General features: G+C 63.7%; 14 protein-coding genes. 8 read left to right on the forward strand and 6 right to left on the reverse strand.

What is annotated here, in order from left to right:
• The first annotated feature begins 212 nt into the window (after positions 1-212).
• Complete coding sequence (locus C4E04_RS05745; protein WP_109595803.1) at positions 213-2,153, forward strand: tetratricopeptide repeat protein; 1,941 nt, start codon at positions 213-215, stop codon at positions 2,151-2,153.
• Entirely contained in the window at positions 2,108-2,980 is an 873-nt protein-coding gene (locus C4E04_RS05750) for a 4-(cytidine 5'-diphospho)-2-C-methyl-D-erythritol kinase (protein WP_109595805.1), read from the forward strand. The genes C4E04_RS05745 and C4E04_RS05750 overlap by 46 nt, the downstream gene beginning before the upstream one ends.
• A 171-nt stretch (positions 2,981-3,151) precedes the next feature.
• On the opposite strand, the gene C4E04_RS21325 is transcribed toward C4E04_RS05750, so the two are convergent.
• Positions 3,152-6,202, reverse strand: coding sequence for a cadherin domain-containing protein (locus tag C4E04_RS21325; protein ID WP_162559294.1), 3,051 nt, complete (start codon positions 6,200-6,202; stop codon positions 3,152-3,154).
• A 72-nt stretch (positions 6,203-6,274) separates the two neighbouring features.
• Positions 6,275-7,192: a phosphoserine phosphatase SerB gene (gene serB / locus C4E04_RS05760; protein WP_109595809.1), complete on the reverse strand. Its 918-nt coding sequence runs from the start codon at positions 7,190-7,192 to the stop codon at positions 6,275-6,277.
• A gap of 14 nt (positions 7,193-7,206) precedes the next feature.
• Here serB and miaA point away from each other — a divergent pair, with 14 nt between their 5' ends.
• Positions 7,207-8,157 (forward strand): tRNA (adenosine(37)-N6)-dimethylallyltransferase MiaA, encoded by a 951-nt coding sequence (gene miaA, locus C4E04_RS05765; protein ID WP_109595811.1) that lies wholly within the window; start codon positions 7,207-7,209, stop codon positions 8,155-8,157.
• Here miaA and C4E04_RS05770 read toward each other — a convergent pair.
• A complete protein-coding gene (locus tag C4E04_RS05770; RefSeq protein WP_109595813.1) occupies positions 8,117-8,944 on the reverse strand; it encodes an RMD1 family protein in 828 nt (275 codons plus the stop codon). The two genes, miaA and C4E04_RS05770, sit on opposite strands and share 41 nt — an antisense overlap.
• Positions 8,945-9,215: 271 nt before the next feature.
• Here C4E04_RS05770 and C4E04_RS05775 point away from each other — a divergent pair, with 271 nt between their 5' ends.
• The 4 genes from C4E04_RS05775 to C4E04_RS05790 are packed head-to-tail and all read left to right on the forward strand — an operon-like array spanning position 9,216 to position 12,793.
• Positions 9,216-10,988, forward strand: a complete 1,773-nt coding sequence (locus C4E04_RS05775; protein ID WP_109595815.1) for an acetolactate synthase 3 large subunit — start codon at positions 9,216-9,218, stop codon at positions 10,986-10,988.
• Between the two features lie 51 nt (positions 10,989-11,039).
• Positions 11,040-11,720, forward strand: coding sequence for a glutathione S-transferase family protein (locus C4E04_RS05780; protein WP_109595817.1), 681 nt, complete (start codon positions 11,040-11,042; stop codon positions 11,718-11,720).
• 30 nt (positions 11,721-11,750) lie between these two features.
• Entirely contained in the window at positions 11,751-12,293 is a 543-nt protein-coding gene (gene ilvN, locus C4E04_RS05785; RefSeq protein ID WP_109595819.1) for an acetolactate synthase small subunit, read from the forward strand.
• 11 nt (positions 12,294-12,304) lie between these two features.
• The gene (locus C4E04_RS05790) at positions 12,305-12,793 is read left to right on the forward strand and encodes an NUDIX domain-containing protein (RefSeq protein ID WP_162559295.1); all 489 of its coding nucleotides are present in this window, start codon (positions 12,305-12,307) and stop codon (positions 12,791-12,793) included.
• 11 nt (positions 12,794-12,804) lie between these two features.
• Here the strand turns inward: C4E04_RS05790 and C4E04_RS05795 are convergent, their stop codons facing one another.
• Positions 12,805-13,353, reverse strand: coding sequence for a DUF924 family protein (locus C4E04_RS05795; protein ID WP_109595823.1), 549 nt, complete (start codon positions 13,351-13,353; stop codon positions 12,805-12,807).
• A gap of 358 nt (positions 13,354-13,711) precedes the next feature.
• Between C4E04_RS05795 and ilvC the strand changes: the two genes are divergently transcribed.
• Positions 13,712-14,731, forward strand: a complete 1,020-nt coding sequence (ilvC, locus tag C4E04_RS05800) for a ketol-acid reductoisomerase (protein WP_109595825.1) — start codon at positions 13,712-13,714, stop codon at positions 14,729-14,731.
• 186 nt (positions 14,732-14,917) lie between these two features.
• Here the strand turns inward: ilvC and C4E04_RS05805 are convergent, their stop codons facing one another.
• Both C4E04_RS05805 and C4E04_RS20820 read right to left on the reverse strand, forming a co-directional pair.
• Positions 14,918-15,274, reverse strand: a complete 357-nt coding sequence (locus tag C4E04_RS05805) for a hypothetical protein (protein ID WP_109595827.1) — start codon at positions 15,272-15,274, stop codon at positions 14,918-14,920.
• A 114-nt stretch (positions 15,275-15,388) separates the two neighbouring features.
• Positions 15,389-15,544, reverse strand: a complete 156-nt coding sequence (locus C4E04_RS20820; protein WP_162559296.1) for a hypothetical protein — start codon at positions 15,542-15,544, stop codon at positions 15,389-15,391.
• Positions 15,545-15,610: the final 66 nt, after the last annotated feature.

The following is a 15,610-nucleotide window of genomic DNA, read 5'->3' on the forward strand; positions in this document are numbered from 1 at the left end:
GCGGCCTTCGGCCGGGCACGGAATGACGGACGAGCAGCCTGGGGACCATAAATCTCTTCTTCACGAGACCTTTACCAATGCGGGAGGCAATGTTCCCCTTGCGGCCACAGGAGGGAGACGCCATTCTCCGGCCTGATTTGACGCACATCTCTCCCGGGACCTTCTCCCGGGATGCGCGATGATTGGAGCAGCGCTGAGTGCCAACCCTTAACATGCTTTCGGCCCGCAGGGGCCTGTCCGCGCTTGTGTTTGCTGCTGCCGGCCTCCTGGCGGCGCCTGCCCTGGCAGTCAATACCGATCCGAGCGAGACCCTCGAGCCCGCCCAAAGCCTCGAGGGCAACTTCCTGGCCGCCTATGTGGCCGGCACCACCCACGATACGGCCGCGGCCACCACCTTCTTCCGGGAGGCGATCCTGGAGGATCCGCGCAACCAGGAGCTTCTGGAGCGCGCCTTCGTGGCCTTTCTGGCGAACGGCACCATGGGCGAGGCCTATGGCGCGGCTGAGCGCCTGGCCGCCAAGGACAGCTCGAATAGCCTCGCCCGCTTTGCGCTGGCCGTGCAGTCGCTCAAGGCCAAGAAATACGCCGATGCCCGCACCAAGCTCACGGTCCGCGGCCGGCCCGCTGACCTGACCGCGACCCTCCTCACGGCCTGGGCCTATGCGGGAGCCAAGAATGGCAAGCAGGCCCTTGCGACCGTGGACAAGCTCAAGAGCGAGCGCGCCTTCAACCAGTTCCGCGAATACCATGCGGCTCTCATCGCCGACGTGACGGGCAATCCGGCCGAGGCCGAGAAGCGCTTCAAGGCCGCCTATGAGGGCGAGCGCAACACCCTGCAGGTGGTGGACGCCTATGCGCGCTTCCTGGCGAAGCGGGGGCGCCGCGACGAGGCTTTCAACCTCTACAAGGCTTTCGACGACGTCGTTCCGCGCCATCCGGCCGTGCGGGCCGCCATGGCGACCCTGAAGGACGGCAAGCCCCTCGGCCCCCGGGTCACCACCGCTCAGGAGGGCGCCGCCGAGCTTCTCTATGGGCTGGGCGTCGTCGGCAACAGCCAGGGCGACGAGCTGACCGCGATCATCTACCTGCGCCTGGGCCTCGACCTCGATCCGAAACATTCCCTCGCGCTCGTGACACTCGGCGACATCTACGAGCGCCTGAAGCAGTACGACCAGGCGAATGCCGTCTTCGAGCGGGTGCCGAAGGACGCGCCCGTCCGCATCAGCGCCGACATCGCCATCGGCCAGAACTTCGAGCTTCTCGGCCGCAGCGCCGAGTCGGAGAGCTACCTCAAGGCACTGATGGAGAAGCATCCCGACGAAGTCGAGGTGCTCATGGCGCTCGGCAACGTGCAGCGCTCGCGCAAGCAGTTCGCGGAGGCCGCCGACGCCTACGACAAGGCCATCAAGCTCATCGGCACCCCGGAGCGCGGCCACTGGATCCTGTTCTTCTACCGCGGCACCTCCTATGAGCGCGCCAAGCAGTGGGACAAGGCCGAGGCCGACCTGAAGAGGGCGCTGGAGCTCGTTCCCGACACGTTGCCCCAGGGCAAGGCGCAGGTGCTCAATTACCTCGCCTATTCGTGGGTCGACCGGAACGAGAATATCGACGAGGCCTTCAAGATGCTCACCCGGGCGGTGGAGCTTGCCCCCCGCGACGGCATGATCATCGACTCGCTCGGCTGGGCCTATTACCGTATGGGCCGCTACGACGACGCGGTGCGCGAGCTGGAAAAAGCCGTGGAGCTGAAGGCCGGAGACCCGGTCATCAACGACCATCTGGGCGACGCCTATTGGAAGACCGGGCGCCAACTGGAAGCCCGGTTCCAGTGGAACCACGCCAAGGATTCCAATCCTGAGCATGAAGACCTGGTGAAGATCCTCCAGAAGATCGACAAGGGCCTCGACGAAGCCTCCGCCACGACACCGCCCCCGCGGCCGCCACGACCCCAGCCTCCGAGCCAGCAACGCCCGCCGCTGGGACCACCCCACCTGCCACACCGGGCGAAGGCGGCTAGCCCTCGCTTCACTCACCCCGAGCCCCGGGGTTCGCGAGAAGCGGCGCCCGGCCTCTTTCCATGGGCGCCGCTCTCGGGCATGGAGCGTTCATGCCTAACGTCCTCGCGACCCGCGCTCCCGCCAAGATCAACCTGACACTTCACGTCCTGGGACGCCGCGCCGACGGCTATCATGACCTGGAGAGTCTCGTTGCTTTCGCCGCGACGGGGGATGATCTCAGGCTCGCGCCCGGTGAGGAGCTCCGACTTACGGTTAGCGGCCCCACCGCAGCCCTTGCCGGAACCGGTGCCGATAACCTCGTCCTGAAGGCCGCACGGCTTCTGGCGGAGCGGATCGAGGGACTGCGGACCGGGTCATTCCACCTGACGAAGCGCCTGCCGGTCGCGGCTGGCATCGGCGGCGGATCGTCGGACGCGGCCGCGGCCCTGCGCCTCCTGGCGCGCCTGAACGGCCTCTCCCTGTCTCATCCGGCCCTGCGCGAGGCCGCACGGCTGACCGGCGCGGACGTGCCCGTCTGCCTGGAGCCGCGGGCCCGCATGATGCGCGGAGCCGGGGAGACGGTCGGCCCCGCTTTGCACCTGCCGCGCCTGTTCGCCGTGCTGGTCAATCCACGCGTGCCGGTCGAGACCCCTGCCGTATTCAGGGCTCTCGGCCTGACCCCCGATCAGCCGCTTCCCGGCGCGGCTCATCCGGATCTGGCTCAGGAGACAGGTCCATCCCTGCTCGCTGGCCTGACGGCGGCCCGCAACGATCTGGAGCCGCCGGCCTGTGGGCTCGAGCCCGTCATCCGCACGGCTCTGGAACAAGTCGCCGAAACGGAAGGTTGCCGCCTTGCCCGCATGTCCGGCTCAGGCGCCACGGTCTTCGGCCTCTACGACGACCGACCCACTGCCGAGGCGGCCGCCGCCGCGATCCTTAAGGAGCGACCGGATTGGTGGGTAGTAGCGACGAGCCTGCGGTGACAATTCTAAAGGAGCGTCGTTTCTGGATTGATCCTAGTCCCTGCTCGGTCTCGTCCTTATTCCTCCGCGACACTGCAAAAACACGGATGCCCGGCTTTACGCCGGGCATCATGAAGGTGTCAGTCCTGATCGAACGGAGGTTTGTGCTTCGCTGGGGGTAATCGCGAAAGATCAGATGATCAGGAAGTCCTTCTCGGTCATCGCAAGACCTTTCTTGAGAAGTGCGATCTGGACCGCTGCCCCGGAGCCATTTCCGTCCGCATCGTAGTAGAGCTTGCCGGTGCTCTTGTTATAGATGATCCGGTCATCCGCGTCGTGGGCCTCAGCGCCGATCCAGAAGGCTTTCTTGGTCAGTGACCCCTTCGAGCCCACAGCCTTGAAGACGCTTTTGGACAAGTGGATGGTGTCGTCCTTCACGGAGAAATCAGTGATGCGATCGACGTTCGTCTTGCTGGGCTTGGTGTCGAACACGAAGATGTCCTTGCCGGCACCTCCGGTCAGAACATCGGCTCCAATGCCGTCCTTGATCACATCCTTGCCTTGCCCGCCGAAAAGCCTGTCATTGCCTGCGCCGCCGACGAGGACATCGTTTCCGGCCCCGCCAGTGAGAAGATCATTGCCACCATTCCCGAAGAGGGTGTCATCGCCCGCGCCACCGGTAAGGGTGTCATTCCCCTCCGTGCCCTGGGATGTATCGTCTTCATCCTCTACTTGTATCGTAAAGGATCGGTCGAGGCTTAGGCCGTGCGAGTCCGTGACACGGACATGGACCGTATGGGAGGTCGCGGTCTCATAGTCGAGCTTGCCGCCGTCCTTCACCACCAGTTCGTCATCCATGATGGCGAAGCGCCCTCCGGCATCGTCGAGCAGGGTATAAGTCAGTACGTCACCATCCTGATCCTTGCCGATGAGCACACCGATGACCGTGCCGTCGTCACTGTTTTCCAACACGGCGTTGTCGGACAAGATCAGGTCAGTCGGCGCATGGTTGCTGGGCGGTACCGGGTTCTCGTCCACATCCTTCACGGAAATTGTGAAGGTCTTTGTGTCGGAGAAGCCTTGGCTGTCGGTCACGCGGACTTGCACCATGTGAGCGGAATTCGTCTCGTAGTCGAGGCGACTGCCGTCAGCGACGAGGATCCTGTTCCCCTCCATCCGGAAGCGACCATCGGCGTTATCGAGAAGCTGATAGGACAACGCATCCGCATCAACATCGTACGCCCGGATGATCCCGACGAGAGTGCCGCTTGCGGCGTTTTCGGCCACTCCGCCGCCTTCGAGAGTCTCGATGACCGGCGGGTGATTTTGTGGCGGGGTATCCGGAACGTCACGGACAAAAATCGTGAAGGTCGCTTCCTTGACGCCGCCACGGCCGTCGCTCACCTCAACCCGAACAGCGTGGTTCTGTGCTGCTTCGTAATCGAGCTTGGAGCTATCTGCCACGACCAGTCGATCGCCCTCGATCCTGAAGCGCCCCTCGGCATTGTCGAGCAGTTTGAAGGTGAGCCGGTCGCCGTCCGGATCGGCACCATGCAAGTGACCGATAAGAGTGCCAGACGAGGCGTTCTCCATGACCTGGACGCCATCGAGCATCAGCATGGTCGGATCATGGTTGTCCGAAGGCGGGTTCGGGTCTTCATTCACGTCGTTGACGCTGACGGTGAAAGCCTTGAGCACGACGGCTCCACGGCTGTCGGTCACGCGAACCAGAATGTCGTGGGACGTGGCCTTTTCATAGTCCAGTTTCGATGCATCGCCAACCACGAGGCGATTTTCGATCAGCCTGAAGCGACCATCGGCGTCATCGAGAAGCTCGACGATTGTCTGGTCATTGTCAGGATCGGATACAGAGAAGCTTCCGATATAGGTTCCGGACGGAGTGTTTTCGTCGACCGAGCCGTTCGTGAGAACCACCTGCGGCTCGTGGTTCTCGGGTGGCTGCTCCGGCATGTCTTTGATTTTGATATCGAAAGTCCGCTTCAGTGTCCCGCCGTGACCATCGGAGGCCTGGATCGTTATCGTTTGGATCGGATGCGTTTCAAAATCGAGAATGGCGCCCTGGCGGACGACGATCTGATCTCCAACGATCATGAACGGGCTGTCCTGATTGACGATCGTATAGGTGAGCGCATCCCCGTCCGGGTCCATGCCGAAGATCTTTCCGACATAGTAGCCACCCGGAGCGTTCTCGGGCACGTCTTCAGCCCAGACGAAAAGATCGGCAGGAGGCTGGTTGGGGGGCGGAGTGTCAGGAATGTCCGCAACGGAAAGCACGAAGACCTTCTCGATACTCGCGCCATGCGAGTCCGTAGCGCTGACTTTGATCGTGTGGAACGGATTCGCCTCGTAGTCGAGCTTTGAACCGTCATTGACGACCAGGACATTGCCCTCAAGCCGGAAGCGGCCATCGGCATCGTCGAGCAGGGAGAACTGCAGGGCATCACCATCCGGGTCCAGTGCCATCAGGGAGGCGATCACCGTGCCGTTCGCGGCGTTCTCTCCAACAACGTTGTTACTAAGGCTCAGGTCGACAGGCGCATGATTATCGTAGGGTGGCACATCCCCGTCGGCGCGATCCGTAACGCGCACCGTGAGGAGCTGCTCGGTCGTCACCCCGTACGAGTCCGTGACAGCAACTGTCACGACGTGAGACGTTGCGGTCTCATAGTCTAGCTTGCTGCCATCAGCCACGACAAGCATGTTGCCTTTTATTGCGAAGCGCCCGTCAGCATTGTCGACCAATCGATAGCTGATCGCATCGCCATCGGGATCGAGCGCCTTGACCCAGCCGACGATGACGTTCTTGTTCGAACCCTCCGGCACATAGTCGCCCTGGAGTCCGACGACGACTGGGGCGTGGTTTACGGGAGGTGGAGGCGGCGGAGGCGCCGGCACGTCCTCCAAGTCACGCAGGTAAAGCGTGACGACGTAATCCTGCGTTGCCCCTTGAGAGTCCGAGGCCCTGATCAGAACTTGGTAGGACTGGGCAACCTCGAAATCGAGATGCGCACCGTCCGCGACTTTAAGCATCCCATCTTCGATTTTGAAGCGCCCGCCTGCGTCGTAAACTAGCGAGACATCGGCGATACCGTCCTCGGCATCGAAACCGAAGACGGTACTGATCAGCGTGCCACCAGCGGCGTTCTCATCGACGAACACATTGCCAAGATATATATAAGGCGCGGAATTCGATGCCTTGTCCTGAGATTGCAAGTCTACCATGGTCCCCCCCATCTAGGCGGACCTTTATGCAATGTTATTGCAATATAGTCCAGGTTTATTTGCTTAATAGGCCTACAAATCCGTCTCTAAAAGCTCCTTTCCTGTATACCCCTGCGCATAGAGCAGGGCCGTCAGGTCTCCATGGTCGATGCGGGCGTGGGCGGCGGCCGCGACGGCGGGTTTGGCGTGGTAGGCTACTCCGAGGCCGGCTTCGCCCAGCATGGCGAGGTCGTTTGCGCCGTCGCCGACCGCCATGGTGTCCCCATGGGAAAGGCCGAGGCGGTCACGCAGTTCGACAAGGGTCGCGAGCTTCGCCTCGCGCCCAAGGATCGGCTCCTCGACCTGTCCGGCCAGCATCTCGCCCTCCACGATCAGGCGGTTGGAGCGGTGCTCGTGGAAGCCGATCTTCGCGGCGATCGGGCCCGTGAAGAGCGTGAAGCCACCGGAGACGAGGCACGTATAGGCGCCGTTCTTCCGCATGGTCCGCACCAGGGTGCTCCCGCCGGGCATCAGGCTGATGCGGTGCGCGATGATCTCGTCCACCACCTTGACGGGCAGGTTCTTGAGGAGCGAGACGCGCTCCCGCAGGGCCGGCTCGAAGGCGATCTCGCCGCGCATGGCGCGCTCGGTGATCTCGGAGACTTCGGCCTTCAGGCCGACGAAATCCGCCAGTTCATCGATGCATTCCTGCCCGATCATGGTGGAATCCATGTCGGCCAGGAACAGGCGCTTGCGCCGCCCCTCCAGGGGCTGGACGATCACGTCCACGGGCGCATCGCCGAGGGCGTCGCGAAGCGCGGCCTCGATGGCGGCGCGGGTCCGGCCGCCGGCCGGCAGGATGAGGTCGGCGGCGATTCCGCTTGCCAGGACGACCTGTTCCGTCTCTTGTCCCAGCGCCCCTGCGGCCGCCGTCAGGACCGCGCCGGTCACGGCCGGGCGGAGGGGATTGGCGACGAGCGTCGCGACGACGAGATCGGGGGAAGCAGCCATCGTGGAGACCGGATGTGAGTGACGTTCGGATCGGCGCGGTTCTCATTGCAGGGCCGACCGCATCAGGCAAGTCCGCTTTGGGAATTCGTCTCGCGCAGGCCCTCGACGGGGTCGTGGTGAATGCCGATTCCATGCAGGTCTACCGGGACCTGCGGGTGCTGACCGCCCGTCCGACGCCTGATGAGGAGGCGCTCGCCCCGCACCGGCTCTACGGCCACGTGGACGCCGCCATGAACTTCTCGGTCGGCCGCTACGTCGCGGACGCCACAGCCCTCCTCGAGGAGTTGAGGGGCCGGAAGCTTCCGATCTTCGTGGGCGGGACGGGACTCTACTTCAAAGCCCTGACCGAAGGCCTCTCGGACATCCCGCCCGTGCCGGAGGAGGTGCGGGAGGCGGTGCGCCGGGAGAGTGATGGGCTGGAGACCCCGGAGCTCCACCGCCTCCTCATGGAGCGCGACCCAGAGACGGGGCGGACCCTACGCCCCTCCGACCGCCTGCGGGTACAGCGGGCCCTCGAAATCTACGCCGCGACGGGCCGGCCGCTCGTGTCCTTCCACGGGGCGCGCCAGCCCGGCCCCCTGGCGTCGGTCCCGGTCGTAAAAATCTTCCTGGCGCCCGAGCGGGAGGAGCTGCGCCAGCGCATCGATGCCCGCTTCCTCGCCATGATGGAGGGCGGTGCCCTAGAGGAGGTGAGGGCGCTCGGAGAGCGAAACCTCGACCCCATGCTGCCTGCCATGCGGGCTCATGGAGTGCCGAGCCTGCTCGCTTACCTGCGCGGCGAGATCTCCCGCGAAGAGGCCATCGCCCGGGGGCAGGGGGACACCCGTCGCTACGCCAAGCGCCAGTTCACCTGGTTCCGGCACCAGTTGCCCGACTGGGCCTGGGTGGCGCCGGAGGAGGGATACGAGGCCGTCATGGGCGGCCTCAATGCCCCGGCGCGCCCGTCGCCATCTGGTAGAACGTGATCACGATCTCGAAGACGATCAGGAGGACGATGATCAGTTCGAGCCTCAGGGAGCGCTCGGTGTCGATGAGATCCGTGAGGGCCTGGGTGGTGTCGCCGATCACGTCGAGCTTGCCATGGAGGGAGCTCGCCCGCTCCTTCAGCTCGTATTCGTCCTCGAGGCGCGCATAGAGGCGCTCCAGATCCGGGCGGTCCCAGAGCACGTCCGGCTTCTCCTCCACGGCCACCCGGCCTGAGACCCTCTGGCGGACCAGGAGGGCGTTGCCCACGAGCTTGAGGATTTCCCGGCGCCCGCCGGGGCGCTTGCCTTTCTCGGCCAGGAACCGGGCGAAGGGCTCCATCACGTCGAAGACGGCCGACGCCTCCCGCTCGTCCCGGGACAGGGCGGCGCTCTTGGCGAGGGCGTCGGCGATCACGGCGAGCCGCTCGGTCGAGAGGTTTCGGACATAGATGGGCCCGCCCGGGGGGATCTGGTCGTCCTTGTCGGCCGAAATCTCGATAAGGGCCGTCTCCTCCTCGTGGCGGGCGAATTCGCCGATGATCCGCTGGCGCAGGCCGCGGATCACGTCGTCCTCCTCCAGGGGCGTGAGGCCCACGAGGACCGCGACGCCGAAGCGGAACAGGGCCACGAAGCCCTCCTGGCCGGCCCGGAACGCGAGGGGGGAGGTGGAGAGCACGTCGCTGCGCTCCAGCCCGGCCACATCGAGCCGGTCGCCGAGGAGCAGGGCGCGGGCGGTGATGCGCGGCCCGCGGGCGGAATTTTCGGTTGTGGAAACGGTATTGGTCATGACACAGTGCTGGCAGGTCCTGATCGTAAGAGCTAGGCCGTGAACCGGCAAATGCGAGACGCTTGACCGAGTGAAACGCATCGGATAGCGTCGACGCAACTTTCGAACCCAAGAGCTGCATTCATGCGCAAGCTTATTATCGTAGTACGAGCGCCATCGACGGAGCGGGGATAGTCCCGCAGGTCCGGCGATGGCGCACAGGCCCCCACTGGGGCCTTTTTTATTGCCCAGATTTCCCAAGACAGCGAAGAGACCAGACGGAGCGAGTGACATGAGCGAGACGATGACGGGAGCCGAAATGGTGATCCGCGCTCTCCAGGATCAGGGTGTCGAGCATATTTTCGGCTATCCCGGCGGAGCGGTCCTGCCGATCTACGACGCCCTCTTCCACCAGGAGAAGGTCCGTCACGTCCTCGTCCGCCACGAGCAGGGCGCGGTCCATGCGGCCGAAGGCTATGCCCGCTCCTCCGGCAAGCCCGGCGTGGTGCTGGTGACCTCCGGCCCCGGGGCCACGAACGCCGTGACGGGCCTTGCCGACGCCATGATGGACTCGATCCCCCTGGTCTGTATCACCGGCCAGGTCCCGACCCATCTCATCGGCTCCGACGCCTTCCAGGAATGCGACACGGTCGGCATCACGCGCCACTGCACGAAGCATAACTACCTGGTCAAATCTATCGAGGACCTGCCGCGGATCCTTCACGAGGCCTTCTACGTGGCCATGAACGGCCGGCCGGGCCCCGTCGTGATCGACCTGCCGAAGGACATCCAGTTCAAGACCGGCACCTATGTGCGCCCGGCCAACAACCAGCACAAGACCTACCATCCCACCGTCAAGGGCGACATGGAGCGCATCCGCGCTGCCATCGACCTGATGGCGAATGCCAAGCGTCCGATCTTCTACACGGGCGGCGGCGTCATCAATTCGGGCCCGCACGCCTCCGCGCTCCTGCGCGAGCTCGTGCACCTGACGGGCTTCCCGGTCACGTCGACCCTGATGGGACTCGGCGCCTATCCGGCCTCCGACCCGCAATTCCTCGGCATGGTCGGAATGCACGGCACCTACGAGTCGAACCTCGCGATGCACGAATGCGACGTGATGATCAACATCGGCGCGCGCTTCGACGACCGCATCACCGGGCGGCTCGATGCCTTCTCGCCGTTCTCCAAGCGCATCCACGTGGACATCGACCCGTCCTCCATCAACAAAAACGTGCGAGCCGATATTCCGATCATCGGCGATTGCGCGCATGTGCTCGAGGACATGTTGCGCCTGTGGCGGCAGAAGTCGCCGCAGGTGGACAAGGTCGCCCTCCAGGAATGGTGGGACAAGATCGGCGGCTGGCGGGAGCGCAACTGCCTCGCCTATCGGAATTCCACCGAGACCATCAAGCCGCAATACGCGATCCAGCGGCTCTACGAGCTCACCCGGGACCGTGAGACCTACGTCACCACGGAAGTGGGCCAGCACCAGATGTGGGCCGCGCAGTACTTCAAGTTCGAGGAGCCGAACCGCTGGATGACCTCGGGCGGCCACGGCACCATGGGCTACGGGCTGCCGGCCGCGGTCGGCGCGCAGCTTGCCCATCCGGACGCCCTCGTGATCGATATCGCGGGCGAAGCATCGATCCAGATGATGCTGCAGGAAATGTCGACGGCCCTACAGTACAATCTGCCGATCAAGGTCTTCATCCTCAACAACGAGTATATGGGCATGGTCCGGCAGTGGCAGGAGCTGCTGCACGGCGGGCGCTACTCCCACAGCTATTCGGAATCCCTGCCCGACTTCGTGAAGCTCGCCGAAGCCTATGGCGGCGTCGGCATCCGCTGCGACAAGCCGGCGGATCTCGACGAGGCGATCCTGAAGATGATCAACACGAACCGTCCGGTGATCTTCGACTGCATCGTCGACAAGACCGAGAACTGCTTCCCGATGATCCCGTCGGGCAAGGCGCATAACGAGATGCTGCTCAACGACTATCTCGGCGAGACCGGAACCGACATCGGCTCCGTCATCGACGAGAAGGGCAAGATGCTGGTGTAACGAAGACCGAAAGTCCCTCTCCCATCCGGGAGAGGGGGGAGAATTCTAGCGATGCCCACCCTCGTTATCGCCAACAAGTGCTATTCGTCCTGGTCGCTGCGTCCCTGGCTGTTGATGAAGCAGCTGGGGATTGCCTTCGACGAAATCACGATCCCGCTCGATCTGCCGGACACGAAGGAGAAGGTGCTCAAGCATTCTCCTGCCGGGAAGGTGCCGATCCTCATCGATGGCGATGTGACCGTGTGGGAGAGCATCAGCATTATGGAATATATAGGCGATGCCTTCGGGGCTCCTGTCTGGCCCGAGGATCGCAAGGCACGTGCCATGGCGCGCTCCGTCGCGGCAGAAATGCACGCCAGTTTCTTCGCTCTCCGTAATGCCTGCCCGATGAATCTCGGCAAGAAATACGCACGCAAGGATCGCGGCGAGGCCGTCGCGCGCGACGTCGCACGCTTCGCTGAGATCGTCTCCCAGTCCCGTGAGCAGTTCGGCGCTGGCGGTCCGTTCCTCTTCGGGGCCTTTTCGGCCGCGGACGCCATGTACGCTCCGCTCGCCACGCGCCTCGACACCTATTCGATCCCCCTCGATGGAACGACGAAGGCTTACGTCGATGCCGTTCTCTCCCTTCCGGCCTTCCGGGAATGGCGCGAGGCGGGGTTGAAGGAAAGCTGGATCGTCGACGCCGACGAGGTCGACGAGGAGCCCATCGCCAATTACCGAAATGCCGCCTGAAACGAGAACAGGTCCCGGAAGCCAAGAGCCATGAGTCAGATGAGCACCCACTATCCCGGCGCCACCCGCGTCGAACCCGTCACCCGCCACACGCTCGCGATTATCGTCGACAACGAGCCGGGTGTCCTGGCCCGCATCGCCGGCATGTTCTCGGGGCGCGGCTACAATATCGAGAGCCTCACGGTCACGGAGACCGAACACGAGGCTCATATCTCGCGCATCACCATCGTGACGACCGGGACAGACAGCATCATCGAGCAGATCAAGAGCCAGCTCTCGCGGCTCGTTCCCGTCCACCGCGTGGTGGACCTGACCATGACGGGCGACGCGGTGGAGCGGGAGCTTTGCCTCGTGAAGGTCGTCGGCAAGGGTGACCACCGGGTCGAGGCCATGCGCCTCGCCTCTGCGTTCGGCGCTCGCACCATGGACGCGACCCTGACGTCGTTTGTCTACGAGCTCACAGGCACCACCGAAGAGGTGGAGCGCTTCATCAAATTGATGACCGCCGTCGGTCTCGTGGAGGTATCCCGCACCGGCGTGGCCGCCATGGCGCGCGGCGCCGAAAGCATGTAGGCCCTGTGCCCGTGTCGTCCTTTCGCGAGAGCTATCTCGGCCGTCTTCGGGAGGAGGTGGGTGACCGCCTTCTGCTCATGCCCGGCTGCCGCATCGTCGTCGAAGGTGAGGACGGCCGGGTGCTGCTGCAGCGCCGTTCCGATTTCGGCATCTGGGGTATCCCCGGCGGAGTGCCTGAGGAGGGGGAGGACATCCTGGATGCAATCGTCCGGGAGACGCATGAGGAGACCGGGCTTACAGTCCGGAAGCCCCACGCCTTCGGCTATGCCAGTCATCCGGATTTCGAGACCATTCGCTATCCGAACGGGCATGTCTGCCAGTATTTCTCGCTCATGTTCTGCGCGACCTCCTTCGAGGGTACGCTTGGCGGGAGCGACGGCGAGAGCCTGGAGCTCGGCTGGTTCGCGCCCGACGATCTTCCGTCCATGCTGCCGAACATGCGCCGGAGCGTGGAAGCCTATGGGCGCTTCAAGGCCAGCGGCGAGTTTCAGATGATATGAGCGCGCTCCCGCTATCCCCTGAAGTCGTTCTCTTCGAGAAAGGCGGCCTCCTCGGGCGTGGTCTCGCGCCCCAGGATGACATTCCGGTGCGGGAAGCGGCCGAAGCGGGCGACGATGTCCCGATGGTGGCGCGCCCACTTGATCGAATCCGCCTCGCCCAGGTCCTCGTTGAAGGCGACCGAGCGATCCTGGTGCCGAAGGGATTCGGAATGCATGAACGGGAGATAGAAGAACCGGCGCAAGGCAGGCTCCACGCGCTTATCGTAGCCCCGCTCAATGGCGCGGTCGGCGACGAGGAGGGCGGCCGGGTCGGTCTTATAGACGTCGCGGGTGCCCCGGAACATGTTGCGGGGGAACTGGTCGAGCAGGAGAACGACCGCGAGCGCGCCGTCGGGGGTCAGCTCCCATTCGTTCAGGTCGCCGCGGGCGGCGGCCCTGTAGGTAGCCATGAAACGGTCGCGACAGGCCTGATCGAAGGCCTCGTCTTTCGTGAACCATTTGTCGGGTCCGGCCTCGCGCCAGAAGGCGAGAACCTGTTCGGGAGAAGCGAGCTGATCCATGCGCCTGATTGTCCACGAATGGCGCCGGAATTCAATCCGGCAGGAGAGCCGGCCGCCGAAACCGCCGCTCCGCCCGTGAAGGGAAGGACGGAGAGCGGAATGCAGGCGACGTCGATTCGCTGCATGGTGGCCGCCGGACATGAGGGTAAGTTATGGCTTTGACCCGGGAGCCGGGCGAGGTCATGAGACCGGGAGGAGAAACGAAGTAATCTTTACGAGAACGACCGCAGAACGAACGAAAATAGCGGCTTCATCGCTTCCTTTTGTAACAAAAGGTCGATAAGAAGCCGCATCCCGCCAGGCCCCTGAAGGTATGGGGCGCATTACGCAATACGAACGTTGAAGGAAGAAGGCAGCCATGCGCGTTTATTACGATCGCGATGCCGACATCAATCTGATCAAGGGCAAGAAGGTCGCCATCGTCGGCTACGGCAGCCAGGGCCATGCCCATGCGCTGAACCTGCGCGACTCGGGCGTGAAAGACATCGCCGTGGCGCTCCGCAAGGGCTCGGCCTCCGCGGCCAAGGCCGAGAAGGAAGGCCTGAAGGTCATGGAAGTGGCCGAGGCGGCCAAGTGGGCCGACGTGGTCATGATGCTGACCCCCGACGAGCTCCAGGCGGACATCTACCGGGACGAGCTTCACGGCAACATGAAGAACGGCGCGGCGCTCCTCTTCGCGCACGGCCTCAACGTCCACTTCAACCTCATCGAGCCGCGTAAGGACCTCGACGTGCTCATGGTGGCGCCAAAGGGCCCCGGCCACACGGTGCGCTCGGAATATCTGCGCGGCGGCGGCGTGCCGACCCTCATCGCGATCCACCAGGACGCCACGGGCAATGCCCATGACCTCGGCCTCTCCTATGCGTCCGCCAATGGCGGCGGCCGGGCCGGCATCATCGAGACCACCTTCAAGGAAGAATGCGAGACCGACCTGTTCGGCGAGCAGGCGGTGCTTTGCGGCGGTCTTGTGGAGCTCATCAAGGCCGGCTTCGAAACCCTGGTCGAGGCGGGCTACGCCCCCGAGATGGCCTATTTCGAGTGCCTGCACGAAGTGAAGCTGATCGTCGACCTCATCTACGAGGGCGGCATCGCCAACATGAACTACTCGATCTCCAACACGGCGGAATACGGCGAGTACGTCACCGGCCCGCGCATCATCACGCCCGACACCAAGGCCGAGATGAAGCGTGTCCTGACGGACATTCAGAGCGGCAAGTTTACCCGCGACTGGATGCTCGAGAACAAGGTCAACCAGACCTCGTTCAAGGCCACCCGCGCCCGCAATGCCGAGCACCAGATCGAGGAAGTCGGCGCGCGTCTCCGCGATATGATGCCCTGGATCAAGTCGAAGGCTCTCGTCGACAAGACCCGGAACTGATCGCCTCGGGTCCGTTGAGCTGGGGAGGCGGGTTCGCCTCTCCAACAGCGACACGGAAACTATACGAAAGCGCCCCGGCCTGTCCGGGGCGTTTGCATGTCTGGCTGTCGAAATGTGCCGCGGGCAATAAAAAAGGGGCGGTTGATCCGCCCCTGTTGTTATTGCAGCCCCCACGAGAGGTTCGGTTCAGGCCATGTGATGCAGAAGCAGGACGATGGCGCTGACAAGACACAGCACATGACCCAGCACGCGGTACCGGGGCATGCAGAATTTGAAGATCCCATAGCAAACCGCCAGGGCGAGCAGGAGACCCCAGATACTTTCGGCCATGCGGCCGACGCCCTCTTGTCCGGCTGAGGGATCGGGAATGCTCCAGGTCTCGAAAATCCAAAGCGCCGCGAACGCGATGCCGCCGACCCACCACCCGAGATGCCGCCACGAGGGCGGCAGCCCAGGGAGTGCCCCCCGAGGAGCCCCGGTCACGGACCGGAGTGCGTCATCGTCGTCGTACCAATCGTACGTATCTGACGGGCTCTGTTTCATGACATTGCTTTGCGTTAAGGCAATGATGTCCAGTAACAGACGAAAGCGCGTCTGCCACCTGCCGAAACAGAGAGGGAGGGGCCGAAAAATGCCCTAAGGGAGGGGATAAAAAGGCTATTGGTCGTTGCTTTTCGTGTTGTCGGCCTTGTTGTTGCTCTGCTTGCCCGGATCGAGGCGTTTCTTGGTCGTGCCGCCGGAACCCCGGGTCATGTCACCCGGATGTTGCTTGCTCTTCGCGGAATCGTCTCCGCTCATCTTTCCGTTACCCATGAGAACCTCCTCAAATGATGGGGGTCAATGACGGGCCTGGAGGAGGGTTCCGCCCGAAGGGCAGGG

The organism is Microvirga sp. 17 mud 1-3 (assembly GCF_003151255.1).
Taxonomy (GTDB): Bacteria; Pseudomonadota; Alphaproteobacteria; order Rhizobiales; family Beijerinckiaceae; genus Microvirga.

What these genes read in the sequence shown, in the direction of transcription:
- ilvN (WP_109595819.1), top strand. Translation starts at nt 11,751, where the DNA reads ATGAGTCAGATGAGCACCCACTATCCCGGCGCCACCCGCGTCGAACCC.
- C4E04_RS05805 (WP_109595827.1), bottom strand. Translation starts at nt 15,274, where the DNA reads ATGAAACAGAGCCCGTCAGATACGTACGATTGGTACGACGACGATGAC.
- C4E04_RS05745 (WP_109595803.1), top strand. Translation starts at nt 213, where the DNA reads ATGCTTTCGGCCCGCAGGGGCCTGTCCGCGCTTGTGTTTGCTGCTGCC.
- serB (WP_109595809.1), bottom strand. Translation starts at nt 7,192, where the DNA reads ATGGCTGCTTCCCCCGATCTCGTCGTCGCGACGCTCGTCGCCAATCCC.
- C4E04_RS05780 (WP_109595817.1), top strand. Translation starts at nt 11,040, where the DNA reads ATGCCCACCCTCGTTATCGCCAACAAGTGCTATTCGTCCTGGTCGCTG.
- C4E04_RS21325 (WP_162559294.1), bottom strand. Translation starts at nt 6,202, where the DNA reads ATGGTAGACTTGCAATCTCAGGACAAGGCATCGAATTCCGCGCCTTAT.
- C4E04_RS20820 (WP_162559296.1), bottom strand. Translation starts at nt 15,544, where the DNA reads ATGGGTAACGGAAAGATGAGCGGAGACGATTCCGCGAAGAGCAAGCAA.
- C4E04_RS05795 (WP_109595823.1), bottom strand. Translation starts at nt 13,353, where the DNA reads ATGGATCAGCTCGCTTCTCCCGAACAGGTTCTCGCCTTCTGGCGCGAG.
- ilvC (WP_109595825.1), top strand. Translation starts at nt 13,712, where the DNA reads ATGCGCGTTTATTACGATCGCGATGCCGACATCAATCTGATCAAGGGC.
- C4E04_RS05775 (WP_109595815.1), top strand. Translation starts at nt 9,216, where the DNA reads ATGAGCGAGACGATGACGGGAGCCGAAATGGTGATCCGCGCTCTCCAG.
- C4E04_RS05770 (WP_109595813.1), bottom strand. Translation starts at nt 8,944, where the DNA reads ATGACCAATACCGTTTCCACAACCGAAAATTCCGCCCGCGGGCCGCGC.
- C4E04_RS05750 (WP_109595805.1), top strand. Translation starts at nt 2,108, where the DNA reads ATGCCTAACGTCCTCGCGACCCGCGCTCCCGCCAAGATCAACCTGACA.